This is a genomic window from Mycobacterium sp. NPDC051804, assembly GCF_044452905.1.
Lineage (GTDB): Bacteria > Actinomycetota > Actinomycetes > Mycobacteriales > Mycobacteriaceae > Mycobacterium.
Genome location: NZ_JBITCD010000002.1, coordinates 773,611 through 793,612, shown reverse-complemented (window position 1 = coordinate 793,612; position 20,002 = coordinate 773,611). Strand labels below are relative to the sequence as shown.

The window sequence follows — 20,002 nt, the reverse complement described above, 5'->3', positions numbered from 1 at the left end:
ATATATTGATCGGCAGTAGTCACAGATTTCCCACCGGCACCACTAGAGGTTTTGCATACCGATGACCGACGAGACAGACGACGGAGCCAACAGCCCGGGCCCACCCGCGGCCGACCGCGGGGTGTATGGCATCTCCGTGGCCGCCGAGCTGTCCGGCGTCAGCAAGCAGTCGCTGCGGCTGTATGAAACCCACGGACTTGTCACACCGACCCGCAGCCCCGGCGGCACCCGTCGCTACAGCGCCGATGACCTGGTTCGCCTGCAGCGCGTCAGCGAGCTTGTGGCCGCGGGCATCAACCTCGCCGGTATCGTCCGCATCTTGTCGCTGGAGGACCAGAACATCGCCCTCAATGACCTGAACGTCACCCTCGAAGGTGACAACGACGCGCTGCGCGCCGAGAACAAGCGCCGGAGAACGCCGAAGCAGCCATAGGCCATCGCGAGATCGAAGAGAGCCGCTAGAGTCCGTCGCCATGACCGGTGACGACAGTGTAGGTCTGTCCGGCTCGCCGGACGGTGTCCCGCGTATCGACGACTGGAACCGCTTGCTCGACGGGCGAGTCGCGGTCATCACCGGCGGTGGCGACGGCATCGGCGCGGGCATTGCCCGGCTGTTCGCCCTACACGGGGCCCTCGTCGAGGTCGCCGAGGTCGATCGGGAACGAGCGGACCGCATCCGTGACGAGGTGACCAGCGTCGGCGGATCGATCCGCTGCCATGTCGTCGATGTCACCGCTGACGCGGATGTCGCCCTGTTCGCCGACGCCGTGCTCAGCGAACACGGCCGGGCCGATGTGCTGGTCAACAACGTGGGCGACTATCGGCCCCTGGTGCCGTTTCACCATTCGACGCCAAAGTCGTGGCAGCAGCAGTACGACATCAACCTGCGCCATGTCTTCACCGTCACAAGGGCTTTCGTCCCGTCGATGATGAACGCCCACCGCGGCAGCATTGTCACCGTGCATTCAGTGGAAGGCATGCGCGGCTACCCCAAGGACCCGGTGTATGGAGCGATGAAGGCCGCGGCCGCGCACTTCACCACCTGCCTGGCCGTGGATCTCGGCCGGCATGGCATCCGCGTCAACGGCATCGGAACCGACCTCGCCCAGACGCCGCAGGTCGACTACCTGACCGGTTACGAGGACGTGGACGAGCTGTGGGCGTCGTGGGCGCCCGTCGGCCGGGTCGGCTTGCCGGAGGACCAGGCCCGCGTCGCGCTGTTCCTGGCGTCGGATCAGTCGGCGTTCGTCACCGGCCACAACATTCCCGTCGACGGCGGCACCAAAGCCGGTGGCGGATGGCTCTTCTCGCCGCGAGAGGGCCGCTTCGTCAACAGATCGAGGAACCTGTGACCCCTGAAGATGAAACCGTCGACGTCCTGGTGGCCGGCAGTGCCGGCGCACTCGCGGGTGCGTACACCGCTGCCCGCGAAGGACTTTCGGTAGCCATCGTCGAGGCCACCGACCAGTTCGGTGGAACCTTCGCTTATTCCGGCGGCGGCGGGATGTGGTACCCGTGTAACCCCGTGCTGGTTCGGGCGGGCAGCGACGACACCATCGACGAAGCGCTGCGCTACTACCGCGCCGTTGTCGGCGATCGCACCCCGGCCGAGCTCCAGGAAACGTACGTGCGGGGCGGCGCGGGGCTGATCGAGTATCTGGAGCAGGACGACCATTTCGCGTTCAAGATCCTGCCGTGGCCCGACTACTACAGTTCGGTCCCCGGTGCGCGCAACGACGGTTTGCGCCATACGGTCTCGAAGGGGCTCCCCGGCGAGCGGCTCGGACGGTTCGAGGGACAGGTGCGTGGTCCGCTGGACCACGAACGTCTCGGCGAGCCACAGCCCGACTTCCTCACCGGAGGGCGGGCCGTCATCGGTCGTTTCCTGTGGGCGATGGCCGACAACCCCGACGTGGCCGCGTATCTGAACACCAGCCTCGTCGAGTTGGTCGTCGAGGACGGCCGTGTCGTCGGCGGGGTCGTCGAGTGCGAGGGGGAGCGACGCACGATCAGGGCACGCCGTGGCGTGCTGCTGGCCGCGGGCGGCTTCGAGCAGAACTCGGAGATGCGAACCGAATACGGTGTTCCTGGAACGGCATCGGGCACGATGGGTGCGCCCGGCAACACCGGTCTGGCGCACAAGGCGGCGATCGCCGTCGGTGCGAGCACCGACCTGATGGACCAGGCCTGGTGGTCGCCCGGACTCATTCATCCCAACGGTCGCGCGGCGTTCGCGCTGTGCTTCACCGGCGGCATCTTCATCGACAAGGCCGGCCACCGGTTCGTCAACGAGTCGGCGGCGTACGACCGGCTGGGCCGTGAGATCTTGAGCGCGATGCGCCACGGCACCGTCGATACGCCGTACTGGATGGTCTACGACAGCCGAGCCGGTGAACAACCGCCGGTGATGGCCACCAACGTGTCGTTCTCACCGACGACCGAGTACGAGTCGGCCGGGCTGTGGGTGCAGGCCAACACCTTGGAGGAACTGGCAGACAAGATTGATGTGCCGGCCGCCAATCTCGTCGAAACCGTGCGTCGATTCAACGAACTCGCGGAGCGCGATGACGACGAGGACTTCGGCCGTGGCCGGGAATCGTTCGACCGCGCATTCACGGGCGGGGCGTCGCCGCTGGTGCCGATCGATACGCCGCCCTTCCGGGCGGCGGCGTTCGGAACCTCGGATCTCGGCACCAAGGGTGGACTGCGCACCGACGTCGATGCGCGCGTGCTCGACGCCGAGGACCGGCCGATCCCCGGCCTCTACGCGGCGGGCAACACGATGGCCGCGGTGTCCGGTGAGACGTATCCCGGTGGCGGCAACCCGATCGGCGCGTCACTGTTGTTCAGTCACCTAGCGGCACTGCACATGGCGCGGTCACGATGATCACTTCGTGCCCTCGCTGAGTTGCGCGATCTCGTGCAGCAGAGGTGTCGCTGCCGAGCGGATCTCTTTGATGGTCATCGGTCGGACCGGGTGGAGGCCCAAGACCAGCTGGATGTGGCCAGCCTTGTCGAGGACGGGTGCGGAAATCGTGGCGACGGGACGTGGCGCGCGACGACTATCAGCGGACGACAGTGCCGCCGAGGTGAATTCGAGACGCAACTGATCGATGATCGATCGCATGCTGACCGGCAGCGCGTGTTCGGAAAGTGAACCGATTGCGTGGGCAGCCTCTGCTAGTGCGGGCGTCATCCAGTCGATGTCGTAGCCGCGTTCACGGGTCTCAGCGAGCACATCTTCAAGTCGCTTGGTGAGCTCCGCGTCATCGGCGGCCGCGCGCTGGATCCAGGATCGCTGTGCCTCGGGTGTGTCCCACGCGGCGAACGCGACACCGAACGGGGCCGTATACGGGATGCGTTCGTTCGGCGATGCCGGGATCGAACCGCCTTCCGGTTGTTCGAATGCCGTGATGACAAGATCCTCGCCAGCACGCTCGATGACAGAGGTCGCGGTGTCGACGGTCGCGGCAAGGCGACGTGCGGCATCGCGCGCGAGATGTGCCACCGGCCGTGCCATGTCCAGGCGTGCGGCGATGACGGACAGCGCGGGGCCGAGGCTGAAGGTCTTGGCGATGGGGTCTCGCGTGACCCAACCGCGATCGGTCAGGGTCTTGAGTATCGCGTGTGCGGTGGCCTGGGAGAGCCCGAGTTCCCGAACCACGTCGGAGAACCGCATCTGTCTGTTGGCGGGCAGGCTGAGTAACTCGACCACGTCGAGAGCCCGCGCCGTCGGGGCCGAACTCGAGCCGCGCAACCTTGACTCCCCGTTCCGTTCCTTCTACGGTCATCTCAATAATTCGAGAAGTCTATCTCGAATAATAGAGAAGATGCAGGTGAAATTCTTGCGCGCAGTGGTTTTACGCGGTGGCCGACTCGAGGTCCGGGACACCGCCGATCCTGTTCCGGGTCAGGGCGATCTGCTGCTGAAGACGTTGAGTACCGCCATCTGTGCCTCCGACGTTCACTTCATGGACCATCCCGAGTTGGCCATCGACGACCCCACCGGGCGGTCGCTGTACGACGCCGACCGCGACATCGTCATGGGGCACGAGTTCGTCGGCGAGGTCATCGGACACGGGCCCGGGTGCAGCGACGCCTTCCCGATCGGTTCGCGCGTGACGTCGATGCCGATCCGGTTGGTCGACGGCGGTGCCGGCGGTCTGCGGATCATCGGTCAACATCCGGAAGCCCAGGGCAGCTTCGGCGAGCTACTCGTCGTGCCCGAGGCCGCAGCCAGGGTCGTCGCGGGTTCCGTCTCCAGCGACGCGATCGCCGTGTCGACGCCTTCGCGGTCGGCGAGTTCTACGTTCGCGCGGCGCGCATCGAATCGGGAGAGATCCCGATTGTCACCGGCTCCGGAGCGATCGGACTGTCCGCGGTGGCGGCGCTGTCCGCGCGCGGCATCGAGCCGATCATCGTGTCCGACTACCAAGCCGAACGGCGGGAGCTCGCCGCGGCGAGTTTCGGCGCGCACGTACTCGTGGATCCGGCTGAGCGGTCGGTGTTCGATGTCTTCCGTGAGGTGCGGGCCGAGCGCCGTTCCGGTGGTTCCGCAGTGGTATTCGAATGCGTCGGCGCGTCCGGCCTCATCGACAAGATCGTCAAAGAAGCGGAGTTCTACTCTCGAATCTATTGCGCAGGCGGTTGGTATACCGGTGACACGCTCGACATCACAGAGGCCACCCGTAACGGGCTGACGCTGCAATTCGGTGGCGGCCCGCTGCCGCAGGACTGGTACGGCGTGCTTGATGCCGTGGTCGAGGGCAAGCTCGATCCGTTGCCCAGCGTCGGCAAGATCATCGGCCTCGACGAAGTCCCCGACGCCTTGGAGCAGGCGCGAAAGTCTATGGGGCCTCCTCGCATCGTCATACACCCGAACGGAGACACCGCATGACGGACATTGACGAGATCGTCGCTATGACGATCCGATACGCCACCGCGATCGACAGCCGGCGATACAACCTACTGTCAACCGTTTTCACCGCTGACGCGGATCTGGATTACGGCGAGGTCGGTCATTGGACGGGCGCTGCAGAGGTCACCGAGTTCATGGATGTCGCGCACAGGGGAGCGGCAAACACACTGCACCGCATGAGCAATCAGGTGGTCGCCGTCGACGGCGATGCCGCGACAGCACGCACGTATGTCGATGCGATGATCCTCGGCCCGGACGGCTCGGGGGTGAATGCGATCGGCTACTACGACGACGAAGCGGTCCGCACCGCCGAAGGGTGGCGGATCAGCAAGCGAACATTCACGTCCGTTCGACTGGCGATGGTTGCAGCCTGAGATGAGCGAGTTCGCGGACAAGTACGGACCGTGGGCGCTGGTCGTCGGGGCGTCCGACGGCTGCGGCGAGTTGTTCGCCGAGAGGCTGGCGCGCGAAGGCGTGAACGTGGTCCTCGTCGCGCGCCGCGAGAAGGTGCTGCGCGAGGTGGCCGCGGGCATCGGCGAACGCACCGGCGCGGCGACCAAGACGCTCGGTGTCGACCTGACTGATCCCGATGCCGCGCAGACGATCATCGACGCGACCGTGGACCTCGACATCGGAATGCTTGTGAACTGCGCGGGCGCCGACCCGAATTACCAACCGTTTCTCGCGAATCCAGTATCCGTCGCAGAGGACTTGGTCCAACGCAACTGTCTGGTCCTGATGCGGTTATGTCACCACTACGCCGGCGAAATGGTCGAACGCGGCCGGGGCGGCATCGTCAACTTCAGCTCCGGGGCGGCGTTGGCTGGCGGACCGAATATGGTCGCCTACGGCGGCACCAAGGCCTTCGACATGGTCTTCACCGAGGGGCTGTGGGCCGAGCTGCGCGACAAGGGTGTCGACGTGCTGTGTCTGCTGCTGGGTAAGACCGACACTCCGGCGCTACGCCGGCTCGAGTACCGCCGCGGACAGATCGCTTCGCTCGACGACGTTCCGCCAGGGGCCATTCCGGCCGAGAACGTCATCGCCGAGGCGTTCGACAATCTCGCCAACGGTCCTACGCTCATGGTGGGGGACATGATGCGGATGGCCGACGAGCTGTTCAAGACGCTCAGCCGCAACGATGCCGTCAAGATGGTCATTCAGGCCGGCGCACAAGCCATGGGATCGGACGGAGAACACTAGTGCCGATGTTCACGCTGCGATTCGACATGAGGGCACCGTCGACCGGTGCGCCGCCGACCGATCTCTATGCAGCGGCCAGCGACATGTCGGCGTGGGCGGAGACCCGCGGGTGTGTGGCCGCAGTGCTCTGTGAACACCATTGCGCCGACGACGGATACCTGCCGTCGCCGCTGCTGCTCGGAGCGGCGATCGCCGCCAGGACAGACCAATTGTTGTTGAATTTGGTGATCATCCTGCCGTTCTACGACGTCGCGCGGCTCGCCGAGGACATCGCAGTACTCGACCACATCAGCGCCGGTCGAGCGAGTTACGTGTTCGGAATCGGCTATCGCCAGGAGGAGTTCGACCACTTCGGCCTTTCGTTGTCCGATCGCGGGCGACTGGCGGACGAAAAGCTCGGTCAATTGCGCCGGCTGCTCTCGGGCGAAGACGTCGACTTCGACGGACGTCGGATGAGGGTGACACCCCGGCCGCGCACGTCCGGTGGACCCATGATGATGTGGGGTGGCGCAAGCCTGGCGGCGGCCCGTCGGGCTGGCCGAAACGGTCTGGGCCTGTTGGCCAACGGTGTCGTCCCGGGGATGCGGGAAGCCTACGAGCAAGCTAGTCGGGACGCCGGTTTCGAGCCTGGGTTCATTCTGCTGCCCGAACGGGAAACCGCCACCAACGTGTTTGTCGCCGAGGATGTCGATGCGGCCTGGGACGAGATCGGCAAGTATTTACTGCACGACGCGCTCGCGTACTCCGAGTGGAATCCCGACAACACCGTGTCCGCCAATATCACGACCGCCAAGACGGTCGACGAACTACGTGAGTCCGCTCGGACCCACGTGATTCTCTCGGTGGACGAGGCGGCAGAACGTGTCGCCAACGGCGCAGTCATCAATCTCTCACCGTTGTGCGGCGGGATGCCGCCAGAACTGGCATGGCCGTACTTGAAGCGCTTCGCTGAACTGGGCTAGCCGCCGCTCGCGGAGGTCGCGGGCTTGTTGGCTTTGATGCTGAAACCGACGGTTTCCGATCAGCCGTCTTCGCCGAACTTCGACCGGAGCACGGCTGGTGGCCACCGTGCGGTACCGCGATGGTCCCGCATTTCATTTATGGAAATGGACGAACCCGTTTTATGAGAGGGTATGTTCTCATTGGTGGGGGCATTGGATGGTCAGATGTGCACTTCGGCGCGAGAAGCAGGTGCTGTCGTTCGCGGTGAACCTTCGGTGTGCGGCGGTCGCCCGTGAAGCGGCTAAACGGACTCGACGCCCTACTTGTTTACAGCGAAACCCCGCAGATCCACATGCACACCATCAAGATCGGCATCTTCGACGTATCCCAATTGAAGGACGGTTACACATTCGATTCTTTCAGACGAGTCATGGCAGGCCGGATGCTCGGCCTGGCACCGATGCGTTATCGGTTGGTCGATATCCCCTACAAATTTCACCACCCGATGTGGCAGGAGAATTCGCCGACAGAGCCCGAAGACCACATCAGCCGGGTTTTCGTTTCGCCGCCAGGCGGCCAGCGCGAACTCGATGATCTCGTCGGTGAGATCGCAGCCGTCCAACTCCCGCGCGATCGGCCGCTGTGGCACCTCTATGTTGCAGAGGGCCTCGTCGACAACCGAATCGCTGTGATCCTCAAGATGCATCACGCGCTCGCTGACGGCGTGGCCTCGGCCAACTTGATCGTCGCAGCGCTTCGGTCGCAGGAGGCTTTGGAGCGCATCGGTCGAGTGCTGGAACCAGACGTAGTGCCTGGGCGGTATGAACTACTCCGAGGCGCCCTGGTTGACCACCTACGACAGCTAGCGCGAACTCCAAAGCTCATGTGGGCCACTGCTCGCGGAGTGGCGCGTGTCCTCGTCCGCTTCCACGGCCGTCGAGGTGCGCCTCGCGTCACTCGGCCGCTCACGCCGCCACCGAGCTTTCTCAATCATGTTGTCTCGACCCAGCGGCGCTTCGCGACAGCTTCGCTCGCGCTACCGGATGTCAAGACCGTCTGCAGGGCCCTCGGCGTCACGATCAACGATGCCGTGTTGGCTATGACGGCGGGGGCGCTTCGCGGGCTGCTGCTCGAATACGATGGTAAGTCGAGCACGCCACTGATCGCAGGCGTGCCCGTCAGCCTGGATAAATCGTCAGAGCGACTCAGCGGCAACGCATTTGGATATGTGCTTCCGCCGCTGCCGGTGCATATCGCGGATGCCGCCGAACGGCTAGCGTTCACAGCGCAGGCGAGTCGCAATGCCAAGGAGAATTTTCGCCTCAGCGGGCCGACGCTACTTGCTTCGTGGTTGGAATATCTTCCGCCCCCGATGGCACCTGCTATGTTTCGTTGGCAGTCTCGCCGGCTCAATTCTGGGACAGTGATGAATTTGACCGTCTCGAACGTACCCGGACCGCGTGAAGCCAGGACGGTCGACGGCGCGGAGATCACCGAGATTTACTCGGTCGGCCCGCTGGCGGCCGCGAGCGGCATGAACGTAACAGTCTGGAGCTACGTCGATCAGTTGAACATCTCAGTGCTGACCGACGACATCACTGTCAACGATCCCCACGAGATGACTGACGCAATGATAGAGAGCTTTCGCGAGTTACAAGCGCTGGTCCCACCATGGGATGCGCCAAGATCATCGTCACCGTCGGGCAACGCCACCGATATAGCTGCAGGATGAGAGACCGGGAAGTGCCTGTGCGCAGCGACGATAAGCATCTTGGCGAGCACACCGAGTGGGATCCGGAGTTTACGAGACGAGTCATGGGCTGGCTTCGCCCACTGCTCAAGATTTATCACCGCACAGAAGTACGCGGCTTACACACCTTGCCGGTGAGCGGTGCCCTTGTCGTGTCCAACCATTCTGGTGGTGTATTCGCGCTCGATGTGCCCATCTTCGCATCCGCGTATTACGAACAGTTCGGTTATGACCGCCCGGTGTACACGCTGAGCCACGACATGCTCCTTTCCGGGCCGCAGGCTGGACCGCTGCAGCGAGCGGGATTCATTCGTGCCGGTCATGACAATGCTGAGCAAGCGTTGCGATCTGGGGGGCTGGTCATCGTGTTTCCCGGCGGGGATTACGACGCGTTCCGGCCGACTCGTGACGCCAACTGCATCGACTTCGCGGGGCGTAAGGGATATGTGAAGGCGGCGCTCAAGGCCGGAGTTCCCATCGTGCCCGCAGTGGGGATCGGTGGTCAGGAGACTCAATTGTTTCTTTCGCGCGGAAGTTGGTTGGCGAGGGCTCTCGGGGTCGAGAAGTTGATGCGCGTCAAGATCATTCCGCTGTCATTGGGCATTCCGTTCGGGCTTTCCGCGATGGTGCCGCCCAATGTACCGCTGCCATCGAAGATCATCTTCCAAGTCTTGCCGCCGATCGACCTGGCGGAACAGTTCGGCCACGACCCGGATGTGGATGCCGTGGATGCCCACGTGCGTACTGTGATGCAGAATGCGCTTGACGATTTGGCGAGTCAACGCCGACTTCCGCTGATTGGCTGATTTCGGGATCACACAGCCTTGACGAGAAGGCTGTTGCGGCGCACGTGATTCAGGAAGAGTGCGACCGAGGTCATGGTCGAACCGGTGCGCGGTCCGTCGACGAGATCGAATCCGTGACCTGCACCTGGCAGTTCCAGATAGCAAACCGAGGAGTCCGACACCGCGCGCAATCGTTCGACAAAACTTTGAGCCTGGTCGACGGGGATGATCCAGTCAGCCGTGCCGTGAATCACAAAGAACGGAGGTGCGCCACGATGCACCTGTGCGATCGGCGAGGCTTGACGGAAGACCTCGGGGTAGCGAGCTGCCGTGCGGGCCACGACGACACGTTCCAGAAAGTCCATGAATCGCAGTCTTTCCGGAGTCGAGCGGTCTTCCCAGTCGTATCGCCCGTAGAGGGCGACCACGGCGTCGACGGCGGTGTCCGAATCCACCGGAAGTTCCGACTGCATCAGGGCATCGTTGGCCGTCAGGCCGGTTAAGGCCGCGAGGTGTGCACCGGCTGAGCATCCCGCGACTGCAACGAAATTCTGGTCGCCGCCGAATTCATGGGCGTGCTCGCGTGCCCACGCCACCGCCGTCTTGACGTCTGTGAGGTGTGCCGGCCACCGACTATGTGGAGCAACGCGGTAGTCGATGGACAGGCACACCCATCCTTGCGAAGCGAGATGCGCCATCAGCGCATACCCCTGCATGCGCCGACTGCCGTGAATCCATCCGCCGCCAGGTACGAAGACAACTACTGGGGCCGGTTCATTCGGGAGATGCGCTGCGCGCCAGACGTCTAGTACCTGTGACGGTAGGCGGCCATACCGCACCGAACTCCGGTACACCGCGCGGCGGTGTGCGGATGCTCTTAGTAGCGGAGGCAGCTGGTCTGGCGCGGGCCAGTCGGTTGCAAGATCAGACGGGGGCACGAAATCTTGTAGCGCCGCTAATGCGGCCGTCTTCGTCATGTTTCGTTCGTGTTGGCGTACGTGGGCGCTGCTGGGCGACACACGTCGGCGTGCTGCGGCAACGAAATCGTCCGCGTACTGCATGCCCCATACGCCCATCGCGGCAAATGATCCTGCCCGTTGTAAGTGTCGTCCGACCAAAGGCAACGATGCCGCGGCCGCACTCGTCGCCAGCAGTAGATCTGTGGGACCCAATTGCGAGAGCCGTCGCGCGTGAGAACACGGAGTCGATCGGCGGCGCTGGTGGTCCGCGCGTGATGTCATGACCTACGGTACCGCCACGGGCTACCGGCGGGCGGGAAATCTGAATTACCAGAAGCTATGAATTCCGAACGCGCAGAAACGATCCGGATATTCGGCGCAGTATGTCTCGGCGCTCACTCATCGAATGCGATGACGCCTCGAATGTTCTTGCCGGCACGAAGATCCTTCATGCCCTCGTTGATGTCGTCGAGTTTGTACTTTTGAGTGACCAACTCATCGAGTTTCAGTGTCCCCGCTTCATACATCGACAAAAGCCTCGGCATCGCTTCGCGCGGATTCATTTCGCCGTAGAGGACCCCCTTGAGCGTCTTACACGAGCTCACCATGTCGCCCATGATCAGCGGCACCATCATGTCGGTCACCTTTCCCATACCGGTGAGCACGCAGGTGCCGCCTTTGCGAAGCAACATCATCGCGACCATGATGAGATCGGGCGGCACTACACCGGGTGTGAGCACGACACGGTCCGCCATGACGCCCCATGTGATTTCCTTGACTAGCTCGATAGCCGCGCCCGCGTCGATCGCGGTATGCGTGGCGCCGAAGGACGGCGCGATGTCGCGTTTGAACTCGTTGGGATCGACCGCCACGATGGTCTTGGCTCCGGCCGCTCTAGCGCCTTGGACTGCGTTCATCCCGATGCCACCGACGCCTACGACGACGACCGTGTCCCCGGCCTGCGTACCTGCCGCCACCGATCCCGAACCGAATCCTGTTGTCACACCGCATGACACAAGCGAAGCCGCCTCCAGGGGAATCCAATCGTTGATTTTCACGAGCGACCGTTCGGAGGCGACGACGTACTCGGAAAAGGTGCCAACCTGCATCATCGCCATCAGGTCTTCGTCGCCGAGATGACGCCTGCGCGTGCCGTCGGTGGTCATCTCCTTGCTGTGGATATCGGCTCCGATATCACAGAGATAGGTGTGACCCGTGACGCAGAAACGGCAGTTTCCACACGAGGGGAAGAACGAGATGGCAACGTGATCGCCGGGTTTGAGGGTCTTGACCTCCGGACCGACCTCCTCGATGACGCCGGAGCCTTCGTGTCCGCCGAGCATGGGGAACCATTCCGGCACCGTCACGCCCGCCGCGCGCATCATGTCCTCCATATCCTTGCTCGGCACGCTGTCCCCGGTGTAGAAGTGCTCGTCGGAGTGACAGATGCCGGCATACGCCATTTTGACCAGCACCTCGCCCGCACGGGGCGGGTCGAGTTCGACCTCCGTGACTTCCCAGTCGATACCTACACCGCGCAACACGGCCGCTTTGGATTTCATTTGTGCTCCCTCGTTGCGGTCGCGGTCGGCTAGGACGCCGGCCAGCCAACTGTTTTGGTTTCGGTGAAGATCTCGAGACCCTCGATGCCGCATTGGCGTCCGGTACCGGATTGCTTATAGCCACCGAATGGCGCGTCGGCGCCATACCAGAGTCCGCCGTTGATGCCCAGCGTCCCGGTTCGGATCCGAGAGGCAACCGATTTGGCCCTTTCGAGGTCTTTGCAGTGCAGCACGCCCGAAAGTCCGTAAATGGAGTCGTTGGCCAGACGCACCGCGTCATCGTCACCATCAAATGCGATGACAGGCAGTACAGGGCCGAAGATCTCTTCCTGGGCGATCGTCATGCGATTGTCGACGTCGGCGAACACCGTCGGCTCGACAAAGAAGCCTCTGGGTGTGTCCTTCGGTATGCCGCCGCCTGTGATCAGGCGGGCACCCTCGGACTTGCCCGTCTCGATGTAGCCGAGGACCCGCTCTTGCTGCCGTTTCGAAATCTGCGGGCCTTGGAGCACCGAGGCATCAGTGGGGTCGCCGTATTTGTTCTTCTCCATTGCGGTCTTGACGATTTCCACAGCCTCGTCGTAACGCGACCGAGGCACCAACAGCCGAGTGGGCATCGCACAGCCCTGGGCGGCGTGCATTGAGATGAAGGCGGCCCCGGCGACGGTGCCGCTGATGTCACCGTCCTCGTCGAGCACGAGGTAGACCGACTTGCCGCCCAATTCGAGAAACGTCTTTTTCACAGTGTCGGCCGCGGCCTTCATGATTGTTCGTCCAGTTGCGGTCGACCCTGTGAAGGCCACCATGTCGACCAGGGGAGATGTCGACAGCACCTCGCCGACAAGGTGATCCGACGATGTGACGATGTTGATGACACCGGGTGGGATGTCCGTGTGCTCGGCGATGATCCGGCCGATGCGGGTGGCGTTCCAAGGCGTGTCCGGGGCTGGCTTGATCACGCATGTATTGCCCATAGCGAGAATGGGGCCGATCTTGTTGAGCGTGATCTCCACCGGAAAGTTCCACGGCACGATGACACCGACGACGCCCAATGGCTCCTTCCAGACCTCCCGGGCAGCGGGCATGCCCATTCCGAAGGCGTCCTTGTCTGGGAGAGAACGCTTCCAGGAGAATTCGCTGATCATGTCGGCCGGCCAGGTGAGGGCCTCGGTGAGCGGCACGTCCAGTTGGGGTCCAAACGTCGTCAGCAGCGGGCAACCCACTTCGGCGATCAGCTCACTGCGGAGATCTTCGCGCTCGGCCTGCAGCCCGGCTTGCAGCTGCCGGAGACCGTTCGCTCGAAGATCTGGATTCCGCGCCCAGTCGGTGTTGTCGAACGCATGCCGGGCGGCTGCTACCGCGCGTTCCATGTCTGCACGGGTGCCGTCGGCGACGCCGCCCAGGACCGCCTCCGTAGCCGGGTTGATGTTGTCGAACTGACGACCCGTTTCGGATTCGACGAGCTTGCCGTCGATGAGCATGCGGGATTCGTGTGCCACTGTCAGATGTCCTTCACCATTGTCGAAGTTCGGCCACGGCATCCGAGGGCCGGGGAGCCAGGGTCAGATAAGGGATGAAGCTGCTGCTGCCGCAACGAAGTACGGAGTGCACGACGCCCACCAGGTGGTCGGCCTCGACGAGCCCGCCCTTCATATAACCGTTGTCCATCCAGTAGCGGATCGCGTTGTCCATCGCCGTCGGATCCCAGGTCCTGTTGAACTCGGTCTGCGAATCGCCTTCACCGCCGAAGCAATCGCCGACCGCGAGCCGGGTGAAGCCGATGTTCGGATGCTCGATGCGCCATGCCTCGACGAGCTTGTCCAGCGCTGCCTTCGATACCGCGTAGGCGCCTAGTAATGGCCACGGCGACGAGTATGAGGCGCTCAGTGAGGACAGGTATATGGCTGAACCCGCGGCGGCGGCCAGGTGAGGTGCGGCGGCGGCAGTGATCAGGGATGCGCCTGTCACGTTGGTGGCGAACAATGTCGCCCACTGCTCGTCGGTGACATCGGTGAGGGGAGCGAGCAAACCCACACCGGTCGTATACACCAGCGCATCAAGGCCACCGAACGCATCGGCGACTTCGGCGATCGCATCGCGGCAGGCTGTTCCGTCGGTGACATCGCATGCAACTGGAAGTGCGCCAGCGCCCGCCGCTTCTGCCGCATTCACCAGCCGGTCACGTCGGCGGGCCAGAAAGGCAACCCGGACGCCCATCGCGGCCAGCCCGATGCCGATGCACCGACCCAACCCCGCAGAGGCACCGACGACGGCAACTCTCAGCGGCATAGCGTCAGACATTGAATCTCCTTGAGCAGAAGGCGAGAGCAACATTATCAGCTCGGTAGAAGCATCATATTCGATTAGTGGAAACACCCGTTTACACACAGTCGCCGCGGAACCACGGCGCAGCGCAGAACACTATCGTCGCAGTACTTTTCGCGGCTCCACCGCGAAGCTGAGCAGTAGGCGGTCGAGGACCCTGGCTGCCCTGGCTTGCGCCTTCGCGGGCTTGTCAGCATGCGCGACCAGGAGGGCGGCCTCCTCGACCGCCGCCACCAGGAGGTGGGTCAACTCGCCGACCGGGTGGTCGTCGATAACGCCTTCCGCGATAGCCTCAGCCACCATCTCGTTGATCAAGGCGATGCTGTTGCCCTCCTCGATGGAGCGCAGCGTCCGCCAGCCCAGGACCACCGGGCCGTCTATCAGCATCACGCGCTGCACCTCGGGTTCGAGTGCGGACTCCAGAAAGCCACGCATCCCCGCGGAAAGGCGGTCCCACGGGTCATCCCCTCGTGGTGGTGATGCCAGTGAACGCAGCGTGAGGTCGCGCTCGACCTCCTCGAACACCGCGCGAAACAATTCGGCCTTGTCTTTGAAGTGGTGATAGAACGCTCCCCGGGTACCGACACCTGAGACGGTGACGAGATCCCCGATGCTGGTGCCGAAGTAGCCCTTGTCCACAAACAGCGCGCGGCCGGCGTCGACGAGATCTCGTCGGGTCTGGTCTCCGCGGGACCTGCGCTCGACGTCCGTGCCCCCCCGCTGCGCCATGCACTGAATCCTAGCAACATTCATCTTGTAGGTTGCAACCGGTGGTGCACTCTAGCTCCGAATGAGCCCCCGTAACGGCATCAGTCCAAGTTCCTTGTGGGTGATGAAACCCGGCGGAGCATCGCATACGGCGGGAATGGAGTTGACGGGTTCCATCGCCGTCCACGAGTAGCCCGGATTGCCGTGATCGCCGTCATCGTCGGCCAGCCCGCGAAGTATCAGCTCCGTCGATGGATCGCCTTCGATCACGATCCGATAGTGGTAGTAGGCATCCGATTCGGGTCTGGGGTCTATTGCGTCATGTTCGACGAATGAGTACAGCTCGTGGAGCGTCATGAACGGCTTGCCATCTACCCATGCCGTCCACTCGTGATGTTGGGAGGCCACAGTGCCCTCCTTGATGACGCCCCTCAAGCCCGGCATGTCCATCTGTTCCGTGCCCTCGTACGGGATGTCGCGCGTAGCAAGCCCCACCTGAACGTCGGTGGTGAACTTGTCGACAGTCTTGCCGATGCCCTCCACCACCATGGTCAGCGATTGCGCGAACAACGACCACGCGCTCGAGAACAGGTTTTGCGCCTCGAACTCCTCGCGGGACTTTCCGAATCCCATCTCGTCGAGGTACTTCAGGGTGTCCTTGTTGAAGTTCACGACCTCGTAGATGTGGATGTGGTCGATGCGGCTGACGATGCGGCCTAGCGTAAGGACGAGTAGGTCCGCCGCGTATCCCGGATGTATGCCACCCCCATGGAACGACGTCCCGCCCTCGGCGCACGCGGCCTCGATCTTGTCGATATCCGCGGCGTTGGTCTCGGTGCGGTACCACCAGGCGCCTCCAGAAGCGACGACGTTCTTGCCACCGCGCAACAGCCGGCATATCTCGTCGACATCCGACCACAGTGGCGCGTAGAAGACGCAGTCTGCGTCCAGCGCGTCCAGCGCTTCCTTATCGGTCGTCGCGAGCACGCCGATGGGTGCGACACCGACCAATTCACCGGCGTCCTTGCCCACCTTTTCCGGGCGGTTGCACAGCACCCCGATGACTTCGTAGACAGGGTTGTGGGCGAAATGACGAAGCGCGAGCGTGCCAACATTGCCTATACCCCACTGTATGACTCGGTACTTCTGGGTACGTGCTTCAGCAGTCATGTCGACGACGCTATCAATGCGCGGTAATCCGCATATGCAATCTCGTAAACGGCAATTTCCGGACCTGAGGGAAAACCTTCATGTTGTATGTTGCAACCATGGCAGACGACGAGGTTCGCGCATACGGTTCAGTGGCACCGCTGAAAGTCGGCTTGCTCAATGACTATCCGACCTTTGGCGATACCCAGAACGATACGGTCGACACGCTGCGGCTGGTGTTCGACGAGGCCGTCGCCTCGGGACTGGTCGACCGGCCGATCGAGCTGATCGAGCGAAACGTGATCGGTCTGCCGAACGGCACCTACCACGCCGTCGAGCGGGGTTATGACGAGTTGGTTTCTGAAGGGTGTCTGGTGATATTCGGGCCCTACGTGTCGGACAACGCGGTTCCCTTGACCGCCCGTGCCGATCGCGTGGGCAAGGTTCCGAACATCATCCTGTCGGGCTCGGAGGGTGCCCTGGGTGAATGGACCTTCGCCCTCAACAACGGATCGATGCCCGAGGAACCTGTGATGTTGGCCGCGGTGATGATCGGTGACGGCCGATCCCGGATCGCGATCGCTTATGAAGCGTCGCTGATCGGCAAGGAGTATCTGGCCTTCGCTGAGAAGGCCTATTCGGCTGCGGGTCTGAGAGTCGTCACCACTGTGGCCATTCCGCAGGTCGAGGCTGAAAAGGCCGCGGCGGTGGAGGAGCTCCGTGCAGCTGACGCCGACGCCCTTGTGCACGTCGGGTTCGGTCACGGACTCTGGGGCTTCTCTGATGCACTGCTGGCGGCGGACTGGGACCCGCCTCGTTACACCACCACCGCGTTCGAGATGGCGCATATCAATGCTGACTGGATGCACCAATTGCGCGGGTGGATCGGGCTTGACAGCTACGACGAGCGCAACGCGGTTGGTCAGGCGTTCCTGGATCGGTTCGAGGCGCGCTACGGCCGCCGGCCGGGCCACTCGATGCCCGGGCTCGCCTACGACGTCGGCACGGTCATCGTTCGCGGTCTTTCCGCTGCGCGGCCATTGACCGGAGAGGGAGTCAAGAACGGCATCGAACAGGTGAAGCTCGTACCGTCGGCCAGCGGAGCGCCAGGCACCTTCCTGCGCTTCGGCCGGTTCATCCGGCAGGGCTGGCTGGGTTCGGACTATCTGGTCGCGCGCAGGGTCCTGCCCGACGGCAGTGCACACGTGTTTCACTCAGCTCCAAGTGAGCACATCTCACTGGCGGTAGGCGTCGGCACCGGCTAGTTGGATCGCACCGAACACCGGCGCGGCAACGACCCCCGGCGCTGAGGAGAGGACGTCGGGGACTGCGCGTATCGCGCCCATCGCGATCATGAGATGACCAGGCTGCGCGTGCGTGCCATCGGCTGGCTTGTCGTCAAACCCGACGTCCAGTTGCAGTTCGAAGCTCGGCCTGCCCTTGATGACGGCCCGGATCAGCGGCGCCTTCTCGCCCGGCGCGAGGGGCTTCAGCCCCCACTGCGGGAGGTCGCGCGTCAGCACCCATTCCTCGTGGATTGCGAGCAGTGGTCGACCGGACCAGTTGCCGACCCACGAGAACCTCTGTCCAACAACCATTCCCGCTTCGATAGTGCCTGCGCGCACTTCGATGTCGTAGGGAAGTGTCGTGGCGTCCACGGACACGTCGATATGCGAAAGCGTGATACCCAGAACATCCGCGGTGGCGTTGAGCGCCTGCCGATAAGCGAGGTCGAGCTTCCTGACGATAGGCGAATCGGCGTTGACGTCCTCGGGCGGGCGGCCCATGCCCATGAGGTCGATGAGCATGGGCCTGCTATCGACGGCTGACACGTCAGTGGCCTCGTACAGATCGATACGGTCGACCGTCTTGGACAGCGCCGTGACGGTGGCGACGAGACGCTCGAACATGAAGCCTGGGTTCTCACCCGCGGCGTGGAATCGGGACCTGCCCGCGCGGCACGCTTCGACGAACGCGGCTTCGGTCTCGGCTCCGCAGGTGGGCAGATGGTTGTACGAGGTCGTGGTGATTACGTTGATTCCCGACTCGAGCAATCGGCAGATGTCCTCCGCATTGGTTTCAATGGCGTGTGCTTTGCTCGCCGTGTGAATGACCACGTCGGGCCGTAGCGCGAGGATTTCCTCTTTGTCTGTGGTCGCCAGCACGCCGGTGGGGGGCAGGCCGCATAGGGCGCCTGCATCCTGGCCGGACTTCGCCGGGTCGTACACGAGGACGCCGACCAGTTCGAAGTCGGGATTCTCGATCAGTTCCGCCAGCGCGGGGGTTCCGACCGCGCCTGTTGCCCACTGCGCCACACGAGTTACCAATCGAACGCTCCTGGTTGCATTTTCGCGGCTACCACGGTTGTTGGTTCCGCTCAACCTACATCATGTAGGTTTTCAACCATCAACCTGTAGGTTGTTCGATGATATCCACCAGTGGAGGAGCCGTCAGATGGCCGAGCCGGCGACCGTTGAGGAACTTGAACAGAGCATCCGGGAAGCGCAGGACAAGTTCAACGCGGGAATGGGTGCCGACGGTGACGCGTCGCCATATCCGATGCTCAAAGAGCTCCGGGAGAAAGCGGCAGTGCACGCCGGTTGGCCCGAAATGGGGATTGTCGGCAACTCGGGCGACGGGCCGCCGACGTTCACCGCTTACACGTTTGACACTGTCAAGGCGATCTTCACCGACAACAGCACGTTCAGCACGCGCTGCTACGAGGACGTTGTGCGGCCGCTGCAGGGCCCGACGATCCTGGAGATGCAGGAACCGGAACATGCGGTCTATCGCAAGTTGCACGAGTTCGCATTCGCCCGTTCATCGATGAAGCGGTGGGACGCCGAACTGGTCGGTCCGCTGGTGGACCAAACCATCGCGAAATTCAAAGACGCCAAGAAGGTCGATCTCGTCGACAAGGTGTTCATGCCCATACCGGTTCGGGTGATCGCCGCGCTGCTGGGTCTTCCGGATTCCGACGTCCTCTGGTTCCATCGCCTGGCCATCGACCTGTTGGGCTTCCGCGGGGACATGGACTGCGCGATGCGCGCGTCGGCCGAGATGAAGAGGTACTTCATCGGGATTCTGGCCGACCGACGTAGGGACCCGAGGGACGATATGGTGTCGATCTTGGCCGCCTCTGAGGTCAACGGCGTCAAGATGACCGACGAGCAGATTTATGGCTTCATGCGGAATCTTCTGCCTGCGGGCGCGGAAACCACATCACGGTCGACGGCCAGTCTCGCCTTCGGGCTGCTGACACACCCCGACCAACTCGATGCCGTGCGTGCGGATCGCAGCCTGTTGCCGCAGGCGATCGAGGAGGGTATCCGCTGGGAAACCCCGCTGCTGAATTTCATGCGAGAGGTCACCTGCGACACGGCGATCGGGGGAGTTGCGGTGCCGAAAGGGGCGACGATGATGCTCAGCCTGGGTAGCGCCAACCACGACGAAACCCGCTGGGACGATCCGGAGAAGTTCGATATCTTTCGAGAACGTAAGTCACACATCGGTTTTGCCCACGGTGCGCACGTCTGCCTCGGAATGCATCTGGCACGGTTGGAAAGCAGCAAAATCTTCAACGCATTGTTTGACGAACTGCCGGGCCTGCGTTTGGACCCCAACGCGTCGCCACCGTACGTAACCGGCACGATGTTCCGTTCACCGCCGCGTCTCGACGTGGTCTGGGACTGAGGTGGGCC

Annotated in this window: 18 protein-coding genes and 1 pseudogene; 11 read left to right on the top strand and 8 right to left on the bottom strand. The window is 63.1% G+C overall.

The window, feature by feature from the left end; translation table 11 throughout:
• Positions 1-61 precede the first annotated feature (61 nt).
• Genes ACIA48_RS09555 through ACIA48_RS09545 form a run of 3 tightly spaced genes read left to right on the top strand, consistent with a single transcriptional unit; the run spans position 62 to position 2,887 of the window.
• The gene (locus tag ACIA48_RS09555; protein WP_396730081.1) at positions 62-433 is read left to right on the top strand and encodes a MerR family transcriptional regulator; all 372 of its coding nucleotides are present in this window, start codon (positions 62-64) and stop codon (positions 431-433) included.
• A gap of 40 nt (positions 434-473) precedes the next feature.
• Positions 474-1,352, top strand: coding sequence for an SDR family NAD(P)-dependent oxidoreductase (locus ACIA48_RS09550; protein WP_396730080.1), 879 nt, complete (start codon positions 474-476; stop codon positions 1,350-1,352).
• Positions 1,349-2,887: an FAD-binding protein gene (locus tag ACIA48_RS09545; RefSeq protein WP_396730078.1), complete on the top strand. Its 1,539-nt coding sequence runs from the start codon at positions 1,349-1,351 to the stop codon at positions 2,885-2,887. The genes ACIA48_RS09550 and ACIA48_RS09545 overlap by 4 nt, the downstream gene beginning before the upstream one ends.
• Here the strand turns inward: ACIA48_RS09545 and ACIA48_RS09540 are convergent, their stop codons facing one another.
• Positions 2,888-3,757, bottom strand: coding sequence for a helix-turn-helix domain-containing protein (locus tag ACIA48_RS09540; protein ID WP_396730076.1), 870 nt, complete (start codon positions 3,755-3,757; stop codon positions 2,888-2,890).
• Positions 3,758-3,854: 97 nt separating this feature from the next.
• On the opposite strand from ACIA48_RS09540, the pseudogene ACIA48_RS09535 reads away from it, so the two are divergent.
• From ACIA48_RS09535 to ACIA48_RS09510, 6 genes and pseudogenes are all read left to right on the top strand, one after another.
• Positions 3,855-4,897 (top strand): annotated as a pseudogene (locus tag ACIA48_RS09535) (zinc-binding dehydrogenase).
• Positions 4,894-5,292: a nuclear transport factor 2 family protein gene (locus ACIA48_RS09530; protein ID WP_396730074.1), complete on the top strand. Its 399-nt coding sequence runs from the start codon at positions 4,894-4,896 to the stop codon at positions 5,290-5,292. Before ACIA48_RS09535 ends, ACIA48_RS09530 begins: the two are co-directional and overlap by 4 nt.
• A 1-nt stretch (position 5,293) precedes the next feature.
• Positions 5,294-6,121: an SDR family NAD(P)-dependent oxidoreductase gene (locus tag ACIA48_RS09525; protein WP_396730072.1), complete on the top strand. Its 828-nt coding sequence runs from the start codon at positions 5,294-5,296 to the stop codon at positions 6,119-6,121.
• Positions 6,122-6,126: 5 nt separating this feature from the next.
• A complete protein-coding gene (locus ACIA48_RS09520; RefSeq protein ID WP_396730070.1) occupies positions 6,127-7,083 on the top strand; it encodes an LLM class flavin-dependent oxidoreductase in 957 nt (318 codons plus the stop codon).
• 272 nt (positions 7,084-7,355) lie between these two features.
• Positions 7,356-8,795, top strand: a complete 1,440-nt coding sequence (locus ACIA48_RS09515) for a wax ester/triacylglycerol synthase family O-acyltransferase (protein WP_396730068.1) — start codon at positions 7,356-7,358, stop codon at positions 8,793-8,795.
• Entirely contained in the window at positions 8,792-9,619 is an 828-nt protein-coding gene (locus tag ACIA48_RS09510; protein ID WP_396730066.1) for a 1-acyl-sn-glycerol-3-phosphate acyltransferase, read from the top strand. The genes ACIA48_RS09515 and ACIA48_RS09510 overlap by 4 nt, the downstream gene beginning before the upstream one ends.
• Positions 9,620-9,627: 8 nt before the next feature.
• Here ACIA48_RS09510 and ACIA48_RS09505 read toward each other — a convergent pair whose 3' ends face one another.
• The 6 genes from ACIA48_RS09505 to ACIA48_RS09480 form a co-directional block, all read right to left on the bottom strand.
• Positions 9,628-10,839 (bottom strand): alpha/beta hydrolase fold domain-containing protein, encoded by a 1,212-nt coding sequence (locus ACIA48_RS09505; protein WP_396730064.1) that lies wholly within the window; start codon positions 10,837-10,839, stop codon positions 9,628-9,630.
• 113 nt (positions 10,840-10,952) lie between these two features.
• A complete protein-coding gene (locus ACIA48_RS09500) occupies positions 10,953-12,119 on the bottom strand; it encodes an NDMA-dependent alcohol dehydrogenase (RefSeq protein WP_396730062.1) in 1,167 nt (388 codons plus the stop codon).
• 29 nt (positions 12,120-12,148) lie between these two features.
• The gene (locus tag ACIA48_RS09495; protein ID WP_396730745.1) at positions 12,149-13,600 is read right to left on the bottom strand and encodes an aldehyde dehydrogenase family protein; all 1,452 of its coding nucleotides are present in this window, start codon (positions 13,598-13,600) and stop codon (positions 12,149-12,151) included.
• A 31-nt stretch (positions 13,601-13,631) separates the two neighbouring features.
• Positions 13,632-14,420: an SDR family oxidoreductase gene (locus ACIA48_RS09490; protein WP_396730060.1), complete on the bottom strand. Its 789-nt coding sequence runs from the start codon at positions 14,418-14,420 to the stop codon at positions 13,632-13,634.
• Positions 14,421-14,540: 120 nt separating this feature from the next.
• Positions 14,541-15,173, bottom strand: a complete 633-nt coding sequence (locus tag ACIA48_RS09485) for a TetR/AcrR family transcriptional regulator (RefSeq protein ID WP_396730058.1) — start codon at positions 15,171-15,173, stop codon at positions 14,541-14,543.
• Between the two features lie 51 nt (positions 15,174-15,224).
• A complete protein-coding gene (locus tag ACIA48_RS09480; protein ID WP_396730056.1) occupies positions 15,225-16,322 on the bottom strand; it encodes a dihydrodipicolinate reductase in 1,098 nt (365 codons plus the stop codon).
• A gap of 98 nt (positions 16,323-16,420) precedes the next feature.
• Between ACIA48_RS09480 and ACIA48_RS09475 the strand changes: the two genes are divergently transcribed.
• A complete protein-coding gene (locus tag ACIA48_RS09475; protein ID WP_396730054.1) occupies positions 16,421-17,566 on the top strand; it encodes an ABC transporter substrate-binding protein in 1,146 nt (381 codons plus the stop codon).
• Here ACIA48_RS09475 and ACIA48_RS09470 read toward each other — a convergent pair.
• Complete coding sequence (locus tag ACIA48_RS09470) at positions 17,537-18,628, bottom strand: dihydrodipicolinate synthase (RefSeq protein ID WP_396730052.1); 1,092 nt, start codon at positions 18,626-18,628, stop codon at positions 17,537-17,539. The genes ACIA48_RS09475 and ACIA48_RS09470 overlap by 30 nt on opposite strands.
• Positions 18,629-18,755: 127 nt before the next feature.
• Between ACIA48_RS09470 and ACIA48_RS09465 the strand changes: the two genes are divergently transcribed.
• Positions 18,756-19,994 (top strand): cytochrome P450, encoded by a 1,239-nt coding sequence (locus tag ACIA48_RS09465; protein ID WP_396730051.1) that lies wholly within the window; start codon positions 18,756-18,758, stop codon positions 19,992-19,994.
• The last annotated feature ends 8 nt before the right edge of the window (positions 19,995-20,002 follow it).

Excerpts from the sequence above, each read along its gene's own strand:
- ACIA48_RS09555 (WP_396730081.1), top strand. The coding sequence starts at position 62 with ATGACCGACGAGACAGACGACGGAGCCAACAGCCCGGGCCCACCCGCG.
- ACIA48_RS09550 (WP_396730080.1), top strand. The coding sequence starts at position 474 with ATGACCGGTGACGACAGTGTAGGTCTGTCCGGCTCGCCGGACGGTGTC.
- ACIA48_RS09530 (WP_396730074.1), top strand. The coding sequence starts at position 4,894 with ATGACGGACATTGACGAGATCGTCGCTATGACGATCCGATACGCCACC.
- ACIA48_RS09525 (WP_396730072.1), top strand. The coding sequence starts at position 5,294 with ATGAGCGAGTTCGCGGACAAGTACGGACCGTGGGCGCTGGTCGTCGGG.
- ACIA48_RS09520 (WP_396730070.1), top strand. The coding sequence starts at position 6,127 with ATGTTCACGCTGCGATTCGACATGAGGGCACCGTCGACCGGTGCGCCG.
- ACIA48_RS09510 (WP_396730066.1), top strand. The coding sequence starts at position 8,792 with ATGAGAGACCGGGAAGTGCCTGTGCGCAGCGACGATAAGCATCTTGGC.
- ACIA48_RS09505 (WP_396730064.1), bottom strand. The coding sequence starts at position 10,839 with ATGACATCACGCGCGGACCACCAGCGCCGCCGATCGACTCCGTGTTCT.
- ACIA48_RS09500 (WP_396730062.1), bottom strand. The coding sequence starts at position 12,119 with ATGAAATCCAAAGCGGCCGTGTTGCGCGGTGTAGGTATCGACTGGGAA.
- ACIA48_RS09495 (WP_396730745.1), bottom strand. The coding sequence starts at position 13,600 with ATGCTCATCGACGGCAAGCTCGTCGAATCCGAAACGGGTCGTCAGTTC.
- ACIA48_RS09490 (WP_396730060.1), bottom strand. The coding sequence starts at position 14,420 with ATGTCTGACGCTATGCCGCTGAGAGTTGCCGTCGTCGGTGCCTCTGCG.
- ACIA48_RS09485 (WP_396730058.1), bottom strand. The coding sequence starts at position 15,173 with ATGGCGCAGCGGGGGGGCACGGACGTCGAGCGCAGGTCCCGCGGAGAC.
- ACIA48_RS09480 (WP_396730056.1), bottom strand. The coding sequence starts at position 16,322 with ATGACTGCTGAAGCACGTACCCAGAAGTACCGAGTCATACAGTGGGGT.
- ACIA48_RS09475 (WP_396730054.1), top strand. The coding sequence starts at position 16,421 with ATGGCAGACGACGAGGTTCGCGCATACGGTTCAGTGGCACCGCTGAAA.
- ACIA48_RS09465 (WP_396730051.1), top strand. The coding sequence starts at position 18,756 with ATGGCCGAGCCGGCGACCGTTGAGGAACTTGAACAGAGCATCCGGGAA.